At 71.0% G+C, this 18,592-nt stretch carries 16 protein-coding genes and 1 tRNA gene; 10 read left to right on the forward strand and 7 right to left on the reverse strand.

The window, feature by feature from the left end; all coding sequences use genetic code 11:
* Nucleotides 1–65: 65 nt before the first annotated feature.
* Together rpmA and rplU are read right to left on the reverse strand one after the other, a co-directional pair.
* Nucleotides 66–335 carry a 50S ribosomal protein L27 gene (rpmA, locus tag ACTIF1_RS06055; protein ID WP_216835343.1) on the reverse strand — a complete coding sequence of 90 codons (270 nt, stop codon included), beginning with the start codon at nt 333–335 and terminating at the stop codon, nt 66–68.
* 29 nt (nt 336–364) lie between these two features.
* Nucleotides 365–682 (reverse strand): 50S ribosomal protein L21, encoded by a 318-nt coding sequence (gene rplU / locus ACTIF1_RS06060; RefSeq protein WP_439595487.1) that lies wholly within the window; start codon nt 680–682, stop codon nt 365–367.
* Nucleotides 683–905: 223 nt separating this feature from the next.
* Here rplU and ACTIF1_RS06065 point away from each other — a divergent pair.
* Nucleotides 906–995, forward strand: a tRNA-Ser gene (locus ACTIF1_RS06065).
* Between the two features lie 416 nt (nt 996–1,411).
* Here ACTIF1_RS06065 and ACTIF1_RS06070 read toward each other — a convergent pair.
* Nucleotides 1,412–3,727 carry a xanthine dehydrogenase family protein molybdopterin-binding subunit gene (locus ACTIF1_RS06070; protein WP_439595488.1) on the reverse strand — a complete coding sequence of 772 codons (2,316 nt, stop codon included), beginning with the start codon at nt 3,725–3,727 and terminating at the stop codon, nt 1,412–1,414.
* Nucleotides 3,728–3,940: 213 nt separating this feature from the next.
* Here ACTIF1_RS06070 and ACTIF1_RS06075 point away from each other — a divergent pair, with 213 nt between their 5' ends.
* The 9 genes from ACTIF1_RS06075 to ACTIF1_RS06115 all read left to right on the forward strand — a co-directional run bounded on the left by ACTIF1_RS06075 (nt 3,941) and on the right by ACTIF1_RS06115 (nt 13,207).
* Nucleotides 3,941–4,690 (forward strand): TetR/AcrR family transcriptional regulator, encoded by a 750-nt coding sequence (locus ACTIF1_RS06075; protein ID WP_439595489.1) that lies wholly within the window; start codon nt 3,941–3,943, stop codon nt 4,688–4,690.
* A 118-nt stretch (nt 4,691–4,808) separates the two neighbouring features.
* Nucleotides 4,809–5,810, forward strand: coding sequence for an ABC transporter substrate-binding protein (locus ACTIF1_RS06080; RefSeq protein WP_439595490.1), 1,002 nt, complete (start codon nt 4,809–4,811; stop codon nt 5,808–5,810).
* A 9-nt stretch (nt 5,811–5,819) separates the two neighbouring features.
* Nucleotides 5,820–6,581 carry an ABC transporter permease gene (locus tag ACTIF1_RS06085; protein WP_439595491.1) on the forward strand — a complete coding sequence of 254 codons (762 nt, stop codon included), beginning with the start codon at nt 5,820–5,822 and terminating at the stop codon, nt 6,579–6,581.
* Entirely contained in the window at nt 6,565–7,371 is an 807-nt protein-coding gene (locus ACTIF1_RS06090; protein WP_439595492.1) for an ABC transporter ATP-binding protein, read from the forward strand. The genes ACTIF1_RS06085 and ACTIF1_RS06090 overlap by 17 nt, the downstream gene beginning before the upstream one ends.
* A 79-nt stretch (nt 7,372–7,450) precedes the next feature.
* Nucleotides 7,451–8,356 (forward strand): polysaccharide deacetylase family protein, encoded by a 906-nt coding sequence (locus ACTIF1_RS06095; RefSeq protein ID WP_439595493.1) that lies wholly within the window; start codon nt 7,451–7,453, stop codon nt 8,354–8,356.
* Nucleotides 8,353–9,315: a tripartite tricarboxylate transporter substrate-binding protein gene (locus tag ACTIF1_RS06100; protein WP_439595494.1), complete on the forward strand. Its 963-nt coding sequence runs from the start codon at nt 8,353–8,355 to the stop codon at nt 9,313–9,315. The genes ACTIF1_RS06095 and ACTIF1_RS06100 overlap by 4 nt, the downstream gene beginning before the upstream one ends.
* 133 nt (nt 9,316–9,448) lie before the next feature.
* Complete coding sequence (locus ACTIF1_RS06105; protein ID WP_439595495.1) at nt 9,449–10,435, forward strand: Bug family tripartite tricarboxylate transporter substrate binding protein; 987 nt, start codon at nt 9,449–9,451, stop codon at nt 10,433–10,435.
* A gap of 44 nt (nt 10,436–10,479) precedes the next feature.
* Nucleotides 10,480–11,760, forward strand: a complete 1,281-nt coding sequence (locus ACTIF1_RS06110) for a hydroxymethylglutaryl-CoA reductase, degradative (protein ID WP_439595496.1) — start codon at nt 10,480–10,482, stop codon at nt 11,758–11,760.
* A gap of 34 nt (nt 11,761–11,794) precedes the next feature.
* Nucleotides 11,795–13,207 (forward strand): PLP-dependent aminotransferase family protein, encoded by a 1,413-nt coding sequence (locus ACTIF1_RS06115; RefSeq protein WP_439595497.1) that lies wholly within the window; start codon nt 11,795–11,797, stop codon nt 13,205–13,207.
* Between the two features lie 9 nt (nt 13,208–13,216).
* Here the strand turns inward: ACTIF1_RS06115 and ACTIF1_RS06120 are convergent, their stop codons facing one another.
* From ACTIF1_RS06120 to ACTIF1_RS06135, 4 genes are all read right to left on the reverse strand, one after another.
* Entirely contained in the window at nt 13,217–14,755 is a 1,539-nt protein-coding gene (locus tag ACTIF1_RS06120) for an ABC transporter substrate-binding protein (RefSeq protein ID WP_439595498.1), read from the reverse strand.
* A gap of 43 nt (nt 14,756–14,798) precedes the next feature.
* Nucleotides 14,799–15,995, reverse strand: a complete 1,197-nt coding sequence (locus ACTIF1_RS06125; protein ID WP_439595499.1) for an ROK family protein — start codon at nt 15,993–15,995, stop codon at nt 14,799–14,801.
* 85 nt (nt 15,996–16,080) lie between these two features.
* Nucleotides 16,081–16,872 carry a hypothetical protein gene (locus ACTIF1_RS06130; protein ID WP_439595500.1) on the reverse strand — a complete coding sequence of 264 codons (792 nt, stop codon included), beginning with the start codon at nt 16,870–16,872 and terminating at the stop codon, nt 16,081–16,083.
* Nucleotides 16,869–18,560: a peroxidase family protein gene (locus ACTIF1_RS06135; protein WP_439595501.1), complete on the reverse strand. Its 1,692-nt coding sequence runs from the start codon at nt 18,558–18,560 to the stop codon at nt 16,869–16,871. Before ACTIF1_RS06135 ends, ACTIF1_RS06130 begins: the two co-directional genes overlap by 4 nt.
* Nucleotides 18,561–18,592: the final 32 nt, after the last annotated feature.

Below are 18,592 nucleotides of genomic sequence, written 5' to 3' on the forward strand. Positions count from 1 at the left end.
CCAGCGCGGAAACGCAAACGGGGGCCCAAGGGCCCCCGTCCAAACACGCGATCCGGAGGATCCGCCTATTCGGCCGCGACGGCCATGGGCGTGATCGAGACCTGCACGCGACCCTCGGCCTTGCGCTCGAACTTCACATGGCCATCGACGATGGCATGCAGGGAATGCGTGCGGCCGACGATCACGTTGTTGCCCGGGCGCATCTTGGTGCCGCGCTGGGTGACGATGATATTGCCGGCCTGGACGAACTGGCCGTCCGAGCGCTTGACGCCGAGGCGCTTGCCAGCCGAGTCGCGACCGTTGCGCGACGAACCGCCGGCCTTTTTGTGTGCCATGGTGGGGGTCCCTTTCTGTCGCTAGCGGATCAGGCCGCGGCGATCGCGGAGATGCGGAGAACGGTCTGCATCTGGCGATGCCCGTTCTTGCGGCGGCTGTTCTTGCGGCGGCGCTTCTTGAAGATCAGCACCTTGTCGCCGCGCGTCTGGCCTTCGACCACCGCGGTGACGGTGGCGCCCGGGACGGTCGGCGCGCCGAGCGTCAGGCCGGCATCCGTGCCGAGGGCCAGGACATCGTGGAAGGTGATGGTGGCGCCGGGCTCGGCCTCGAGCTTCTCGACGGTCAGCACGGCATCGGGGGTGACGCGGTACTGCTTGCCGCCGGTGCGGATCACTGCATAGGTCATGTTCGCGCTCGGGCTTTCGGAGGTCCGGTGCTGCTGGGCGGGTTCGCCCGGACGAGTTTGGGTGATTTGGTCAGGACTGACCACCAGCATCCCCAGGCTATTGGAACCTGAGTGGCCGGAGGGCGCAGCGTATAGCGGGCCGCCTGTGGATGAGTCAACGCCGCGCCGACATGCCCCGGGTTGCGCGCGACCGCCGCGATGATTATAGGGCGCCACCGCCTGCGGAGAGGTGGCGGAGTGGTCGATCGCGTCGGTCTCGAAAACCGAAGTAGGTGCAAGCCTACCGTGGGTTCGAATCCCACCCTCTCCGCCAGATCGGCCATAAGCATTTGATCTTGCGAAGGATCTAGGCACCTCAAGGACCTTGCGGTTGCTCGGTGCTATAGCCGGGTGACACCAGGCCGGTCCTGCCGACCGCCCGTCGCAGCCCATCCGACGTCCGGCGTCTTCCGTATCCCTGCGCGGCTCTCCAAGGACATCCGCCCGGTTCTCAGGCGGCTGGAGCTTGTCGAGGCCTGGGAAGAGGGACCACAGCCGAGGCGGGAAGCTGCGCCCCGTGAATCCCGGGGAGATCGCACCGTGGCCAGTGCTGACCTTTCGGGACGTGGTCCAGTAACCGGACCTCCCGCTGGCGCGCCTGCCCGACGGGATCGACACGCGATGCAGCAAGGCCCTTGCGCCCGTCATGGCCCCGGCCCCGGTCGTCTGGCTGGCAAGCGCCAACCGCCATCAGCACGCTGAGCGGCGCAGTGCCCGCCAGACCTGTTCGGCAGTGGCCGGCAGGTCGACGCGCCCTGCCACGCCAGCTCGCGCAAGCGCGTCGGCGACGGCGTTCGATACCGCGGCGAGCGAGCCCGTAACGCCGGACTCGCCCGCGCCCTTCACGCCGAGCGGATTGCTGCGGGCAGGAACCTCGTGCAGCGCCACCTGCATCGGCGGCAGATCGGATGCGCGCGGCATCGCGTAGTCCATGAACGAGCCCGACAGCAGCTGCCCGTCGAGGTCATAGACGATGCGCTCCGCAATCGCCTGGCCCAGGCCCTGCGCAATCCCGCCCTGCACCTGGCCGTGCACGATGTCCGCATTGATGACCACGCCGACATCGTCCACCGCGACATATCGATCCACCGTGATCGCCCCCGTGTCGGGGTCGATCTCGACCTCGCAAATGTGGCAGCCATTGGGGAAGTTCAGATCCTCGGCGTCGAAGTCGCCGGTCGAATCGAGTTTCGCCGGCAAGTCGTCCGGGATCCCCGGCCGCTCGTGCAGCCAGCGCGCGAGGTCCAGCAGGCCGATACGGCGATCGGTGCCGACCACCTGGAAATGGCCGGCTTCGAAATGGAGGTCGGCCTCTGCCACCTCGAGATTGTGCGCGGCGAGGGCGCGCGCCTTCCTCAGGACCTGCTCGCACGACAGCGCCAGGGCCGAGCCGGCCATCAGCAGCGAGCGCGAGGCTATCGAGGCCAGGCCGCGGGGCACATCGCGGCTGTCGCCCTGCCGCAGCCGCACGAGGTCCAGCGGAACACCCAGGCGTCCCGAGACGAGTTGGGCGAAACTGGTCTCGTGCCCCTGGCCGCTCGACTGGGTGGCGACGACCAGGTCTATGCCGCCATCCTCGGCGAAGCGGATCTCTGCGCTCTCATAAAGCAGGCCGCCGACGCATTCGAGGAAGCAGCAGAGGCCGCGCCCGCGCAGGCGTCCCGCGGCCCGCGCGGCGGCCTCGCGGGCCGGGAAGGCGTCCCAGTCCGCCAGAGCCAGCGCCTTGTCCAGGACCGCCTCGAAATCGCCGCTGTCGTACAACCGCCCGGCGGGGGACCGGTAGGGCATGGCGGAGGCCGGGATCAGGTTCTGGCGGCGCAACGCGACCGGGTCGCGCCCCGTCTCGCGCGCAGCGGCGTCCACCAGGCTTTCCATGACAAGGGCCGCCGCCTCGCGCCCCGCACCACGATAGGGGCCTGTCGAGGCGGTGTTGGTGAAGACCAGCCGCACGGTCACGTCGATCGCCGGTGTCCGGTAGACGAGCGGCAGGCCATTGGTGGTGTTGCGAATGGTGACATAGGGGCCGTGCACCGAGTAGTAGGCGCCCATCGCGTCCAGCACGCTGAGCCGGACGCCCAGGAAGTGACCGGCCTCGTCGAGCGCCAGCTCGGCCTCCATCACCGCGTCACGGCCATGATTGTCGGACAGAAGATGCTCGGCGCGGGTTCCGCGCCATTTCACCGGACGGCCGAGCGCGCGCGCCGCGTGCAGGATGGCGATGTCCTCGGGGTAGGGCTGTTCCTTCACGCCGAAGGCGCCGCCAACGTCGTGCGTGAAGACGAGCATCCGCTCCCGAGGGACCTTGAAGGTGTGCTCTGCGAGCACGCGCAGCATGTACTGCACGCCTTGGCTCGCACAGATCAGGCTCCAGGCCTCGGTCGCGGGATCGAAGGAGGCGATCGCGGTGCGCGGCTCGATCGGGTTCGCGATCACCCGGTTGTTCACCAGGCGCAGCCGCGTGACATGGGCGGCGCGGGCAAAGGCGGCCGCCACGGCCGCCGCATCCCCGCCGTGCCAGGTCAGGCCGATATTGTCAGGCGCGGCATCCCAGACACGCGGCGCGCCGGGCGCGACGGCCGCGGCGGTGTCCACCGCCGCAGGCAGCGGCTCGATATCCGGGCGCACGAGTTCCGCCGCATCCTCCGCCTGGGCGCGGGTCTCGGCCACGACGAGCGCCACGGGCTCACCGACATGCCGCACCCGCCCGTGTGCGAGCGCCGGACGCGGCGCCTCGTTGGGCGTCGGCATGTTGAAGCCCGGCATCGGCAGGTAGGGGATCGGGCCGATCCCCGCGGCGAGCAGGTCGGCGGCGGTGAACACGCCGAGCACGCCGGGCGCCGTGCCTGCCTCCTCGGTCTCGATCCCGCGCAGCAGGCCGTGCGCGAAGGGGGAGCGCACGAACACCGCATGGGCCTGGCCCGCCAGGTCGATATCGTCGGCGAAGACGCCGCGGCCGGTCAAAAGGCGTGCATCCTCGCGCCGGCGGGGGGGGCGGGAGAGGCTCATCGGCCGTGCCCGGCCTTCGGGCGGGGCGGCACGATCGGCGGATGGTTCGGGCGATGGCGCGGCATGACGCTTTCCTCCGCCTGTCGCCTGGGCGGCGCGGTGCGGCTTGATTAAGTGGTTAGTCAAATTTCTAGCCAGGCAACCCGAACTCGGTCAAGCCTATAGGGCGGCGCGACTTGCGCGACGGGACGTAAGCGGGAATAGACAAGCGGCATGCAGCCAGATTCAACCAAGCGGCGCGGCCGCAGGAAGGCCGACGGCGGGCCGGGCGCCGACGCGGCGGCAGCCAGGCCGGGCACGCGCTCGGCGGAGGCGCAGCCGGCGCGCGTCCCTGGCGAGACACAGCGGCGCATCCTGGCATGCGCCCGCATCGAATTCGCGGAGAAGGGATTCGCAGGCGCCCGCACCGAGAGCATCGTCCGCGCCGCGGGCGTGAACCCGAACCTCCTCTACCACTACTTCGGCTCCAAGGAGCGACTGTTCGTCGCAGTCATGGAGGAAGTCTACGGGGATGTCCGTTCCCACCACGGTGACCTGGAACTGGAGGAGCTGAGCCCGGAAGAGGCCATCCGCCGGCTGACCGAGGCGACCTTCGACCTCTTCGTCGCCTCGGACGACGTCATCCGGCTTCTCTCCACCGAGAACATCCACCACGCGGAGCATATCCGCGATTCGCAGCGGATCGCGCACCTCTATGATCCGCTCCTGGCGCTCATCGAGCGCCAGCTGGTGCGTGGGCGGGAGCAGGGCGTGTTCCGCGCCGAAGTGGATGCCCAGGAGCTCTTCATCACCATCACCGGCCTTTCCTACTTCTATCTCTCGAACCGCCACACGCTCGGCGTCATCCTCAGGACCGATCTGAGCGCGCGCACGCGCCGCGAGCGCAGGCGGCGGCACATCGTGGATGTCGTCCTGACCTATCTGCGGCACGGTGACGACGGCGCGCGACGCCTTCCCCGCTGACCGAGGCGCTTGACCGCGCCCGCGGCGCGTGAATAGATTGACTAACTACTTAATTGAACCGCCGGACACGGCCACGATCGAGCAAGCGGCACCAAGCCGCCAAATGGAGGGACATGTCATGAGGAAGTGGCTTGCGGCCGCCGTCGCCGTGGTCGGTATGCAGATCGCCCAGCCCGTCGCGGCGCAGGATCGCGTCACCCTCGTGCTGAACTGGACGCCTTCGGGCGACCATGCGCCGCTCTACTACGCGATCCAGCAGGGCTGGTACCGCGCCGCCGGCGCCGATGTCCGGCTCGAGATCGCGCGCGGCTCCGGCGCCTCCGCCGCGCGGGTCGGCGCCGGCGCGGAGATGGGGATCTCCGACCTCGGCTCGGTCATGGTGGCGCGCGGCGCGGGCGCGGACATCGCGGCGGTGATGAACATCTTCGCCAACTCGCCGCAGGGCTTCTACTGGCTGCGCTCCTCCGGCATCAACTCGGTGCGCGACTTCGCGGGGCGGCGCCTCGGCAATCCGCCTGGCGATGCGGCGCGGGTGATGTGGCCTGCCATCGCGCGGCGGATGGGCATGGACCCGAACGCGGTGACCTGGGTGAACATCAATCCCGCCGCCAAGCCGGCCGCGCTGCTCTCCCGCCAGGTCGAAGGCACGACCTTCTTCTACAACTACCACTACATCATGGAACGCGAGGTCGGCGCCGATCTCGGCTTCGCATCCTGGCGCTCGCTCGGGCTCAATCTCTACGGCAACAGCCTGATCGCCAATGACCGCTTCCTGCGCGAGAAGGCGGATGTCGCGCGCGCCGTGGTGCGCGTGACGCAGCGGGCCTATCTGCACTGCGTCGCCACGCCCCAGCCCTGCGTCGCGGCCATGGCGGCGGCCGTCTCCGGGATCAAGCCGGAGGAGGAGGTCCAGAACTGGAACCTGACCGTCTCCGCGCTGTTCGACGACGAGGCCTTCCGCAGCCAGGCCTTCGGCTGGTTCGTGCCGGAGCGCGTGCGCGCCGACCTTGCCGTGGTGCGGGAGACCTTCGAGCTCCAGCGCCCCTTCGAGGCGGAGGCGGTCGCGACGAACGCGCTGCTCGACACCACGATGCGGCTGCCGGCGCGGCGCGCAAACTGAGGCCCCACGATGCCGTCGAAGACGCTTCGGATGGCGGGCATCGCGGTGCTCGCCCACCTGCTGGCCGTGATGGCGTGGCACCTCGCGGTGGAGATCGGCCGCGTGCCCGCCTTCATCCTGCCCTCGCCAGCGGCCACCTTCGCGACGCTGGGGAATGCCCGCTACGACTGGTGGACCAACACCGCCGTCACGGCGATCGAGATCATCGGCGGCTTCCTGCTGGCGACGGTGCTCGGCGTGCTCTTCGCGCTGCTCTTCACCTGGAGCAGGCTCGGCCTCACGCTGCTCATGCCGCTGCTGATCACGTTCAACATGATCCCCAAGGTCGCGCTCGGCCCGCTTGTCATCGTCTGGATGAGCTACGGCATCGTGACCAATATCGTGATCGCCTTCGCCATCGCCTTCTTCCCGATCCTGCTGACCACCCTCCGCGGCTTGCGGGAGACCGAGCCCGAGCTGCTTGAGCTGGTGCGCGCCATCCACGCCACCCGCTGGCAGGTCTTCCTCAAGATCCAGTTGCCCGGCGCGCTTCCCTATCTGTTCTCCGGCATGAAGGTGGGTTCGGTCCTGGCGGTTGCCGGTGCGATCGTGGGCGAGTTCATCGGCTCCGAGCTCGGGCTCGGCTACCTGATGCTGCAGGTGCAGGTCCGGCTCGACACGGCGGCGATGATGATGGCCGTGCTGCTGATCAGCCTGATCGGAATCATCCTCTACGGTCTCGTTTCGGCGCTCGAGGCGCTGGTGGTGGTGCGCGATGCACGCGTCGGCTGAACCCGCGCATGGACAGGCGGCACAGGCCGCGCCCTTCATCACGCTGCGCAACGTCGCCAAGACCTTCGTGCGCGACGCCACCGCCTTCAAGGCGCTGTCGGACGCCAGCTTCGACGTGCGGGCCGGTGAGTTCGTCTCCCTGGTCGGCCCCTCGGGTTGCGGCAAGAGCACGCTGCTGAGGATCCTTGCGGGCCTGCTGACCGCGGACGAGGGCTCCATCGTATCCATCGGCGGGCCGGGCAACCCCTTCACGCCCGGCCGCGACGTCGGCATCGCCTTTCAGCAGCCGCTGCTGCTGAAATGGCGGCGGGTGGTCGAGAACGTGATGCTGCCGGCCGAGATCCTGGGCCTGCCGCTGCGCGAAAGCCGTGAGCGCGCGCGCGACCTGCTCGATCTCGTCGGCCTGCTGCAGGCCGAGCGCAAGTATCCTTATGAGCTGTCGGGCGGCATGCAGCAGCGCGTCGCGATCGCGCGCGCGCTGGTGCACGATCCGAAGCTCGTGCTGATGGACGAGCCCTTCGGCGCACTCGATGCCCTGACACGGGAACGGATGAACGTCGAGCTGCTGCGCATCTGGGAGAAGAGCGGCAAGACCATCGTGCTCGTGACGCACGGGATCGGCGAGGCGGTCTTCCTGGGGCAGCGCGTCGTCGTCCTCACCGCGGGCCCGGCGCGCATGGCCGCGGATATCCCGATCGATCTCCCGCCGCGCCGCACGCTGGAGCTCAAGACCAGCGAGGCCTTCGGCGCCTACTCCCGCCATATCTACGGTCTTCTCGGCATGAGCTGAGCGCGCGCGCGGCATCGGGACGCCGCGCAATCCCATCGTCGCCGGCTGACCTGCCGGCTGAATCATGAAGGAGGACAGGATGGAACCGGCAGCAGGACAGGCGACGACGATCTGGCGCCCGACCGAGGCGTACCGCTTCCCGGGCGGGGCGCGCGTCGGCATCGTGTTCAACATCGCCTATGAGGGCTGGTCACCCGGCCAGGTGCCGGGCATCGGCCCGATGGGAAACCCGCTCAAGCCCGGCTTCTACGACGCGAACGCGGCGTCGTGGGGCATGTACGGTGCCGTGCGTGGCATCTGGCGCGCGCTCGAGATCGCGGCCAGGAACGGCGTGAAGACGAGCGTCATGACGAATGGCGTTCTCGCCGAGCATTGGCCGGAGACGATCCGCGCGATCCACCAGGGCGGCCACGAGATCGTCGCGCATTCCTACGGCATGGACGTGATCCCGGTCTATCTCGACGAGGCCGGCCAGCGCGAGAATATCCGCCGCACCACGGGCCTGATTTCCGACGTCACCGGCGCGGCTCCGATCGGCTGGATCAGCCCCCGCGGGACCGGGAGCCCGATCCATGTCCGCCTCCTCGCGGAGGCCGGCTACACGCATCATGGCGACTGCAACGACGACGATCTGCCGCACCTTGCCGTCGAGGCGGGCGGCGCGGAGATCGTCGGGATCCCGCTGATCATGGATGTGAACGACCTGCCGAGCGCGATCCGCTACGGGAACAATGCGCGTGCCATGCTTGAGCAGTTCCAGGACGCCTTCGCGGCCCTGCGCGAACGCGAGACGCGGCCGGCGGTGCTGGATGTGACGATCCACACGCATGTCTACGGCCGGCCCGCCGGGGCCTGGGTCTTCGACGAGATCATGCGGATCGTCAAGGCGAGCCCGGATGTCTGGACCGGCACGCGCGCCGAGCTGGCCGCGCATATCCGGGCCGAGAGGGCGGGGCTGGTGCGCTGCGGCGGAAGCAGCGCGTGATCGGGCGTCGGCCGGTTCTGGGCGCCGCACTCGCGGTGCCTGCGCTCGGAACCACCTGGGCGCAGGGCAGCTGGCCCGACCGGCCCGTGCGCTTCGTCGTCGCCTTCGCCCCCGGCGGTCCGGCCGACATCATCGCAAGGCTGCTGGCCCATGCCCTGCGGGAGCTCTGGCCGCATCCGGTGCTCGTCGAGAATCGCGGCGGCGCGGGCGGCAATGTGGCGGCGCAGGCGGTCGGTCGTGCCGCCGCCGACGGCTACACGGCCCTGGTCACGACCAGCGCCTTCGCCGTGAATCCGAGCCTGTCCAGGAATGCGGGCTATCGGCCGGCCGACTTCGCCGTCGCCGCGCTGGTGGCCGGGACGGCCAATCTTTTCGCAGTGCGCGCGGAGAGCGAGATCCGGACGCTCGGCGATCTTGTCGCGCTCGGGCGACGGCGCCCGGTGAACTTCGGCTCCGCCGGCGTCGGCTCGACCCCGCACCTCTCGGCGGAGAACCTGCTGAAGCGTGTCGCCGGCGTCGAAGCCCAGCACATCCCCTATGCCGGTGCCGGCCCGGCGATGACGGCACTGCTCGGCGGCCAGATCGATCTGACCAGCGTCGCGCTTCCGGCGGCCATCCAGATGGTGCAAGGCGGGCGGGCCCGCGGCCTTGCCGTCACCAGCGCCGCGCGGGTTCCGGCCCTGCCCGAGGTCCCGACGGTCACCGAGACGGGCTTCGGCTCCATCGTGGATCTGACCTGGGTATGCCTGCTGTTCCCGGCGGCGGTGCCGGACGGGATACTCGAGCGTGTCAACGCCGATATCGGCCGCCTGCTGGCCCAGCCGGCCTTCCTCGCCCAGCTGGCCGCGACCGGTTTCGACCCCATCGGGGGGACGCGCGCGGAGGCGGGCCGCTATGTCGCGGACGAGATCCGGCGCTGGGCGGAGGTCGTCCAGGCACTCCGGCTTTCCATCGACTGACGGCTTGCGACGGAGCGTAGGCAGCGTCTACCCCCGCGCGCTGTCCCAGCAAGAATCGGTCGGACTGTCCCTTCTGCACGGCCGCGTGGTGGGACACTCATGGGACAACGACAAGGTCTCAGGAGGGACGTCCATGCAACGAACCATGCCACGCCGCACCATTCTTGCCGCCGGCCTCGGCCTGCCGGCCCTTGCCTCATCCTGGCCGGCGCTGGCGCAGGGCGCCTGGCCGAACCGTGCGGTGACGGTGGTGGAGGGCTATCCCCCCGGCGGCGTCACGGACCTCGCCTCCCGCGCGGTATCGGACCGCATGGCGCGGGAATTCGGCGTGCCCGTGGTGGTGGAGAACCGGCCCGGCGCCGCCACCTCCGTCGCCGCCACTTACGTCGCCCGCGCCCGGCCGGACGGCTACACGCTGGTGATGGGCACCACGACCCTCGCCATCAACACGACCCTGCAGCCCACCCTGACGCCGCGAGACCCGGGCCGTGAACTCGACCCGATCGGCATGGTCTTCCGCACGCCCTTCATCCTGCATGTGCATGAATCGCTTCCGGTCCGCACGACGGCGGAACTGGTCGACTACGCCAGGGCCAATCCGGGCAAGGTGCTCTTCGCCTCCCCGGGCACCGGCGCCGTCAGCCATCTGTGCCTGGAGCTGTTCAAGGCCCGCACCGGCATCGATATCGTGCACGTGCCCTATCGCGGCGGTGCGCCGGCGGCGCTGGACCTGCGGGCCGGCCGCGTCCACGCCATGTTCCAGGCCCCGCAGGAAGCCGCGCCGACGCTGCGCGACGGCGTCACGCGCGGGCTTTCCGTCACCGCGCCGACGCGGCTGGCCGATTATCCCAACCTGCCCCCGATCAACGAGACGATCCCGGGCTTCGAGGTCTTCTTCTGGCAGGGCCTCTTCGCCCCCGCCGGCACGCCGGCCGCGGTGATCGAGCGCGCCGGCGCGGCGCTGCGGGCCGCGACCGAGGATCCCGCCAACCGTGCCCGCCTGGCGGAGCAGGGCGTGGAGCTGCTCTCCGGCGATGCCGAGACCCTGCGCCGCACCTTGGCGGAGGATACCACCCGCTGGGGCAACCTGATCCGCGAGGCCGGCATCCGCCTGGAGTGAGGTCCGCGCCTTCCACCTCCACTGCCCTCCCACAGGACCGGACCATGTCCCTGAGCAACCTCACCTCCCGCATCTCCGGCTTCCACCGCATGACGATGGAGGAACGCCTGGCGGCGGTCTCGGCCTTCGCGGGGCTGGATGACGCGGCGACGCAGCAGCTGCGCCGCGCCGGCAATATCGATGCGCATCTCGCCGACCACATGATCGAGAATGCGGTGGCGACCATCGCCATCCCGGTGGGCGTCGCGACCAATATGAAGGTGGATGGGCGGGACGTGCTGGTGCCGATGGCGACGGAGGAATCCTCCGTCGTCGCCGCCGTCTGCAACTCCGCGCGGCAATGCTACGACAGCGGCGGCTTCGTCACCTCGCTGTCCGGCAACCTGATGATCGCGCAGGTGCAGCTCGTGGGCATCAGCGATCCCGGCAATGCACGGCTGAAGATCCTGGAGCACCGGGCGGAGATCGCGGCGATCTGCGACGGCTGCGATCCCATGCTGGTGAAGCTCGGCGGCGGCTTTCGCGACCTCGAAGTGCGCCTCGTGCCCTCCAAGGGCGGCACGATGGTGGTGACGCATCTCATCATCGATACGCGCGACGCGATGGGCGCGAATACCGTCAACACCATGGCGGAAACGCTGGCGCCCTCGATCGAGAACTGGACCGGCGGCAAGGTCTTCCTGCGCATCCTGTCCAACCTGGCGGATCGCCGGCTGGCGCGTGCCCGTGCCGTGTGGTCGGTGGAGGCGATCGGTGGCGCGGCGGTGCGCGATGGCATGATCGCCGCCTACCACTTCGCGGAGGCCGATCCCTATCGCGCCGCCACGCACAACAAGGGCATCATGAACGGCGTCTCCGCCGTGGTGCTGGCCACCGGCAACGACACCCGCGCGGTGGAGGCCGGCGCGCATGCCTATGCCGCGCGCGACGGCCGCTACACCAGCCTCACCACCTGGGAGGTGACGGCGGATGGCTCGCTGGCCGGCATGCTGGAGATGCCGCTGCCCGTGGGCCTGGTCGGCGGCGCGACGAAGATCCACCCGACGGCGCAGGCCTGCCTGAAGATTCTGGGCGTCAGCTCCGCCGCCGAGCTCGCGCGGATCATCGCCGCGGTGGGGCTGGCGCAGAATTTCGGGGCCATCAAGGCGCTGGCGACGGTGGGCATCCAGCAGGGCCATATGGCGCTGCACGCGCACAACGTGGCCATCGCGGCCGGTGCCACCGGGGCGGAGGTGGAGAAGCTGGCCGCGGTACTGGTCGCCCGCCGCCAGGTACGGCCGGATGTGGCGGCGGAGGAACTCGCGAAGCTGCGCGGGACCACCTAGTCTGTCGCCACCACAACCGTCGGGCAGGGGGCGCGTGCAGGACAGGGAACGCCCGCCGACGCGCGTCGATGAGATTGTCGAACGCGTCGCGGATGCCATCGAGCGCGGCCTGCTGAAGCCGGGCGAAAGGCTCGCCTCCGTCCGCCGCGCGGCGGAGGATCACGGCGTTTCCAAGAACACCATGGCGGAGGCCTATGACCGCCTGGTCGCCTCCGGCCATCTGGAGACGCGGCGCGGCGCCGGCACCTTCGCCACCGGCACCGCCCGCCTGGCCCGCGCCCGCGTGCCGCCGCACCTGGCCGAGGCGATCGACACCGTCTCCCTGCTCCGCGAACAGCTGGAGGCGCAGCACAAGGTGCGCCCCGGCGATGGCCGCCCGCCACCGGCCTGGATGGAGGGATCGGAGCTTTCCGCCCAGTTCGCCGGTGGCAAGTGGCGGCCCGGCGGCAGCCTGGAGCATGGCTATGGCAGCTCCTGGGGCTTCCTGCCGCTGCGCGAGCGCATCGCCCTGTCGCTGGTGGAGCGCGGCATTTCCTGCGCGCCCGAACAGGTCCTGACCACCATGGGCGCCAATCACGCGCTCGACCTGGTCATCCGCCACATCGCGGAGCCGGGCGATACGGTGCTGGTGGATGACCCCGGCTACTATCCCCTGTTCGGCAAGCTGCAGTTGGCGCGGCTGCGGGCGGTGGGCGTGCCGCGCCTGCCGGATGGGCCGGACCCGGATGCGCTGCTGGCCCTGATGGCCCGGCACCGGCCCAGGGCCTTCTTCACCCAGTCGCTCGCGCATAATCCCACCGGCGGGACGCTGTCGGCCGCCATCGCGCATCGCGTGCTGCAGGCGGCGGAGCGCCATGGCGTGACCATCGTGGAATGCGACCCCTTCGCCGATATCCTGCCCGCGGCCAGCACGCGCCTGGCCGCGCTGGATGGCCTGCGCCGGGTGATCAGCATCGGCACATTCTCGAAAACCCTCTCGGCCTCGCTGCGGGTGGGCTACCTGGCGGCCGCGCCCGCCATGGTGGCGGCGCTGAACGACGTGAAGATGCTGACGGTGGTCTCCACCTCCACCTATGCCGAACGCTTCGTCGCCCATCTCATCCAGGGCGGCCACTACCTGCGGCATCTGCGCCGCCTGCGGCAGCGTGTGGAGGCGGCGACGACGCTCGCGGTCGCCAGCCTCGCCGAGGCCGGCTGGCCCGTGCCGCGGCCGCCCGGCGGCGGCCTGTACCTGTGGGTGCCCTTCCCGGAGGGGCTGGACGAGGCGGAGGTCTGCCACCGCGCCTCGGCCGAGGACATCTTCCTGGCCCCCGGCGCCATCTTCCGGCCGGAACGCGGCGACCGGCGGCGTCCGGCGCAGATGCGGGTCAATGTCGCCTATGCCGGCGACCCGCGCTTCCTGGCCTTCCTGGCGGCTGCCGCCGGACGGTCTCCAGCCCGGCGGTAACCCTCCGCCTCAGCGCCGGCTGACGTTCCAGTAGACCGGCGCCGGCGGGCTCAGCAGGCCGTCGAGGTTCGCGCGATGGGCGCGCAGCTGGTACTGCACCCCGATCGGCACATAGGGCACCGTCTCCAGCGCGCGGGCCTGGATCCGCGCCGCGATCTCGCGCTTGGCCGCCTCGTCCTGCGCATCGGCGAAGGCGGCGCGCAGGCGCTCGATCTCGGCATCGCAGGGCCAGCCGAACCAGGCGCGTTCGCAGTTGGAGCGCAGGCCGAGGTGGCTGACCGGCTCCATCATGTCGAGCCCGCCGGGGCCGGAGATGAAGATGCTCCAGCCTCCGCGTCCCACCGGCTCCCGGCTCTGCCGCCGGGCCACCACCGTGGCCCAGTCCATGGCCTGCACATCGGTGCGGATGCCGATGCTGCGCAGCAGCTGGTCGGCCACCAGGGTGAAGGCGTTGATATTGGTGTTCTCCGCGGCGTTCAGCAGCACGGCGGGCGTGCCGTCATAGCCGCTGTCGCGCACCAGCTGGCGCGCGCGTTCCAGGTTGGGCCGCGGCCATCCGGCCTCGGTATGCCAGGGGGAGGAGCAGACGAACCAGCTGTTGCAGACGCGACCCTGGCTGGGGTCCGTGGTCACCGCGGCCAGGAAATCCCGCCCGTCCACCGCCTCCAGCAGCGCCCGGCGCAGCTGCGGGTTGTCGAAGGGCGGCTGGGTGGTGTTCAGCCGGATCTGCTGCGCCACGCCCAGCGCATCCTGGTTGGCGATGACGATATTGCGGTCGCGCCGCAGCACCGCCAGCAGATCCGCCGGGATATCCTCCGCGATATCGATCAGCCCCTGGCGCAGCGCGTCCAGCGAGGTCTGCTGGTCGGGCAGGATCATCCATTCCACCCGGTCGAAGCGCGGCGTCTTGCCGCCGGCCAGGCCGCTGGGCGCCTCGCCGCGCGGCTGGTAGCCGGCATGGCGGGCGAAGACCAGGCGATCGCCGGCGCGCCATTCGCTGGCGACGAAGCGGAAGGGGCCGCTGCCGATCGTTTCCGTCACGGCGCGGCTGGCCGGCGTCTGCGCCAGGCGCTCCGGCATGATGAAGGGCACCGGCGCGCCGGGCTTGCCCAGCGCCTCCAGCACCATGCCCCAGGGCGCGTTCAGGGTCAGGGAGAAGTCGCGCGGGGAGGATGCCTCGAAGACCGCGCCGCGGGCGATCAGCTGCTGGCCGAGCCCGTCATTCTGCGCCCAGCGGCGCAGCGAGGCGACCACATCGGCCGAGGTGACCGGCGCGCCATCATGGAAGACCAGGCCTTCGCGCAGGCGGAAGCGCCAGACGCGGCCGGCCTCCTCGCTGGTCCAGCTTTCCACCATCTGCGGCCGCACCCGCAGATCGGCGTCCACGGCGAACAGCGTGTCATAGACCATGTAGCCCATGTTGCGGGCCATGCTGTCGGAGCCGAGATGCGGGTCCATCACCCGCACATCGGAGGAAGGCTTCACCCGCAGCACGCTCTGCGCCCCCGCCGGCAGCGCCAGCGCCACCGAGGCCAGCAAGGCCAGCATCCAACCCGTTCCGCGACGCATCCTCGTTTCTCCCATCGGTTCCTCAGCCGGCGCGGCGCGCCGGCGGTGTCTCGGCCGGCCCTTCGGCCGGCATCTCCTCGGCAGGCGGCAGGCCGCCCATGCGCAGCAGCACGTGCACCGCATGGGCCAGCGCCGCCGCCGGTTCCTGTCCCATCGCCGGCTGCAGGAAGGCGACGCGATCGGCGAAGCCGCCGAAGAGGCTGGCATCCACGCCCTGTTCCAGTGCCGCGCGCAGATCGGGCGGCAGCGCCGCCGGCCAGCCGCAGACCGCCAGCCGGGCCGGCCCCGCGGCGTTCAGCGCATTGCCGAGCGCGATGCCGGTCTGGCGCAGCACGCGGCGCAGGGCCTCCTGCCGGCGGGCGGTCAGGCGGGTCAAGGCGGGCCAGCCGGGGCCGGCGGCGACCAGCGCGGCTTCGTCCACCTCGGTTATCCGGGCCAGCGCGGCGGTGGAGGCATGCGCCTCCAGGCAGCCGCGATGGCCGCAGCGGCAGGCGGGGCCTTCGGGATCGACCACGGCATGGCCCAGTTCCACCGCGCGGATCGGCTGGCCGGCCTCCACCGGATCCACCCAGGCGGCGCCGACGCCATGGCCGAGATAGAGGAACAGGTGCCGGTCCGTGATGGCGCTGCCGGGCCCCTGCAGATGGATCGCGGCCTGGGCCGTGGCCGTGTTGCACAGGGCAAGAGGAACGCCGGGGAAGGCCTGACGCAGCCGCGCCTGCAGCGCCGCCGCATCCAGCGCGAGGATGGGATTGGGCCCGCCGGGCCGGTAGCCGGGGAGGGAGACGGCAAGCTGCCGCGGCGCCAGGCCACGGGCGGCGCACCAGGCGGCAAGGCTGTCCACCGCCTCCGCCACCGCCGCCGCCACCTGTGCCGCGCCGGCGCCGGCGGGCAGCGGCAGGCGGGTGGCGGTATCGACCTCGCCCAGCAGGTTGGCGAGGCCGAAGCCCAGCCGGTCATTGGCGAATTCCAGCGCCGCCACGCGCAGATCCGGGTTCAGCGTGACGATGGAGGAGGGGCCGCCCGGATAGGGCGTCGGCCGCCGCGGCTCCTGCACCAGCCCCTCGGCGCGCAGCTCCGCCAGGATGCGGGAGATGCTGCCTTCGGTCAGGCGGCAGGCGGCGGCGAGGCGCGGGCGGTGCAGCCCCTCGGCGGTCGCGAGCAGCCGGGAGAGGATGGCGGCGCGCGTCTGGCGGCGCGTCCGCGGGGGGTCCTGCACGTGTCCTCGGTCATTCTTGCTTTGCGCAAGAATGGTTCCGCCATCCGCCGCCCGCCGTCAAGCCGCCCCGCCCGGCCAAGGCCCATCAGGCCCGGTTCGCCGCCTGCGGCGCGCCGGCATCCGGCTTCGGCACCGCCTTGAAGGCCAGGTAGCCGCCATGGCTCAGCGCCAGCAGCTGCGCCGAGCTCTCGCCGAATATGGGCAGTTCGGTGATGGCGGCGGTGCCGGTGAAATGGGTGGCGCAGCTGACCAGGTAGATGCCGAGGATCACCAGCGTCAGCAGCCCCTGCTGCACCTTGGAGAGATCGACCCGCCCGAAGCCCGCCGCCTCGTCGCCGCTGAACAGGTCCCGCCAGCAGGCATCCTGCGCATCCTGGTTGCCGAGGACCTGGCCCCGCGCGGTCAGCCCGGCCGGGTCGCGGTTCGGCCCGCCGCCGCGGCTGGCCGCGGCCGCCAGCTGCTCCGGCGTCGCCTCGGCCGTGGCATGGCCGCGCAGCGCCACGATGGCGGGCGCCGCCGCGCCGCTGGCGAAGGAGATGCCCACCGCCGCCAGCAGCGCCCCGGGCAGCGCGATGTTCAGCGCATCCGGCGCCGCCGCCACCAGCAGGTTGCGCTCCGCCGCCGTCAGCAGCAGGCCCACCACCACCACGGTCCAGAGCCCCATCTGGACGCGCGAGATGCTGTAGCGGTTGAGCCCGCCCAGGGCGAAACCCAGGGCGCGGCCGGTGATCGCCAGGCTGATCGCCGCGAGCAGCCCGGCGACCGCCAGCAGGTTCAGCCCGAGCGCCAGGGTGCCGGCGAGCGGATCCTCGCCCGCGCCGGCCAGCAGCAGGATGGCGAGCAGCGCCGTGCCGGCGCAGGTCAGGGCGGCGCTCATGACAGTGCGAAGCTGATCAGGCGCCCCAGCGTCAGCCGGCCACCGCCGCTGATCGCCGGCAGCGGGCGGAAGCCCCGGCTGCTGTGCAGGAAGGACGCCCGGTCCAGCCAGAGCAGGCCGATGAAGGTCTCCGCCAGGATGCGGCTGCCCACCGGGCCCAGGTGCTGCCCGCCGAAGGCGCTGCCCGGCCGCTGCGGCTGCGTCGCGCCAAAGTGCTCGGCCTCGCGCAGCACGTAGTACCAAAGCGGCGCCTGGCCGCCGGGCAGCCCGTCCGGGCTGCCGACCCAGCGCGTGCGAAAGGCCTGCCGCCGCGCGGCGGTCTGCTCCAGCGCCGCGCGCTCCGCCGGCGTCAGCGCCGCCGTGGCGGCGAGGCGCGAGCCGGCGGACCAGAGCACGTCGTCCTCCAGCGGCAGGATGCCCATCTGCCGCGCCACCTCCTGCCCCGAGGGCAGGCGCAGCTGCTGGCCGCGCTTCAGGTTGCGGAAGGCGAGGTTGCCCACGATGCTGGCCGGGCTGCCCGGTGGCCGCGCCGCGTCGAAGAATTCCGGCAGGTCGCCCAGCGGCTCCGCCAGCAGCGCGTCGATCCGGAAGGAAGGCTGCGGGATGACGGCGGCCCGGTCGCCCACCATGGTCCCGCCCGGCCGCAGCGGCACCTGGTCCAGGAAGAAGGACCAGTCGATGCCCCAGAAATCCGGCAGGTCCATGCCGCCGCCGTTCATATTGGCGGTCGGGCTGCGGTCGCGGCTGAAGGTGGGGATGCGCTCGCGCGTATTGTCCTGGCCGGGCGGCGCGATGACCAGCGCGTTCAGCGCGTAGTTCGGCCGCACCATGGAATGGCCGAAGCGGAAGGCCGCGCCGGCGAATTCCAGCGGCATATAGGGATGCGTCGCATCCGCCTTCAGATAGTGCTGCAGCCGCGGCGTGCCGCCCTCGTTCAGCACCTCCTCCACCATGCCGGGCTCGCAGATGCGGCCGAGATAGTCGTGCAGCACCACCCATTGGTAGTGCCAGCGGACGATGCTGGCGGCGGCGGCGAAGCGCGCCGCGGTTGTCGAGACATCCGCGCCAAAAGCGTCGAGCAGCGCATCGCTGGCCACCACCTTGTTGTGCAGGGCGATGAAGGCCTCATGAATCTGGCTGACGATCTTGTTCTCGTCATTGCGCTTGTCGCCCAGCACCGCGGTGCCGTCGGCCAGGCGCAGGATGTCGTGCCGCGCGCCGATCACGGCGGAGATCGGCGGCGCCAGCGTGTTCATCTCCCGCCCCAGCCGCAGGCGCAGCCCGTCGCGCTCATACAGGTAGGGCTGGTCCAGCGGGCCGCGGCCATAGAGGCTGTCGAGGTCGAGCGCCGGCGAGCGGAAATCCACCAGCGCCTCGCGATCCGCCTGGCTGGCGCCGAGCGGCGTCGGGTCGAAGCTGATGTCGTGGTCGACGAACTGGCCGAAATAGGTATAGCCCGACGGGATCAGGTCGTTCTCGTCGGCCGGCTGCGTCGCGGTGATCGGCCCGCCCGGATCCGCCTTGAGCATGGTCGCGGCGAGATCCGCGAGGCCCGCCTCCGGCAGGTTGGGGCAGGGCGGTGCCGTGTCGAACATCGGCCCGAAGCGGCCATAGGGCTGCCCCGGATTGGCCCCGGCCGCGAGGCCGCGCAGCCCCGCCCCATGCATCGATCTTGCTGTTCCCGACATCGCCCCGCTCCTTGTTCCGATGCGGCAAGGAT

Source organism: Falsiroseomonas sp., assembly GCF_051860665.1.
In the GTDB taxonomy this organism is placed as follows: Bacteria; Pseudomonadota; Alphaproteobacteria; order Acetobacterales; family Acetobacteraceae; genus Falsiroseomonas.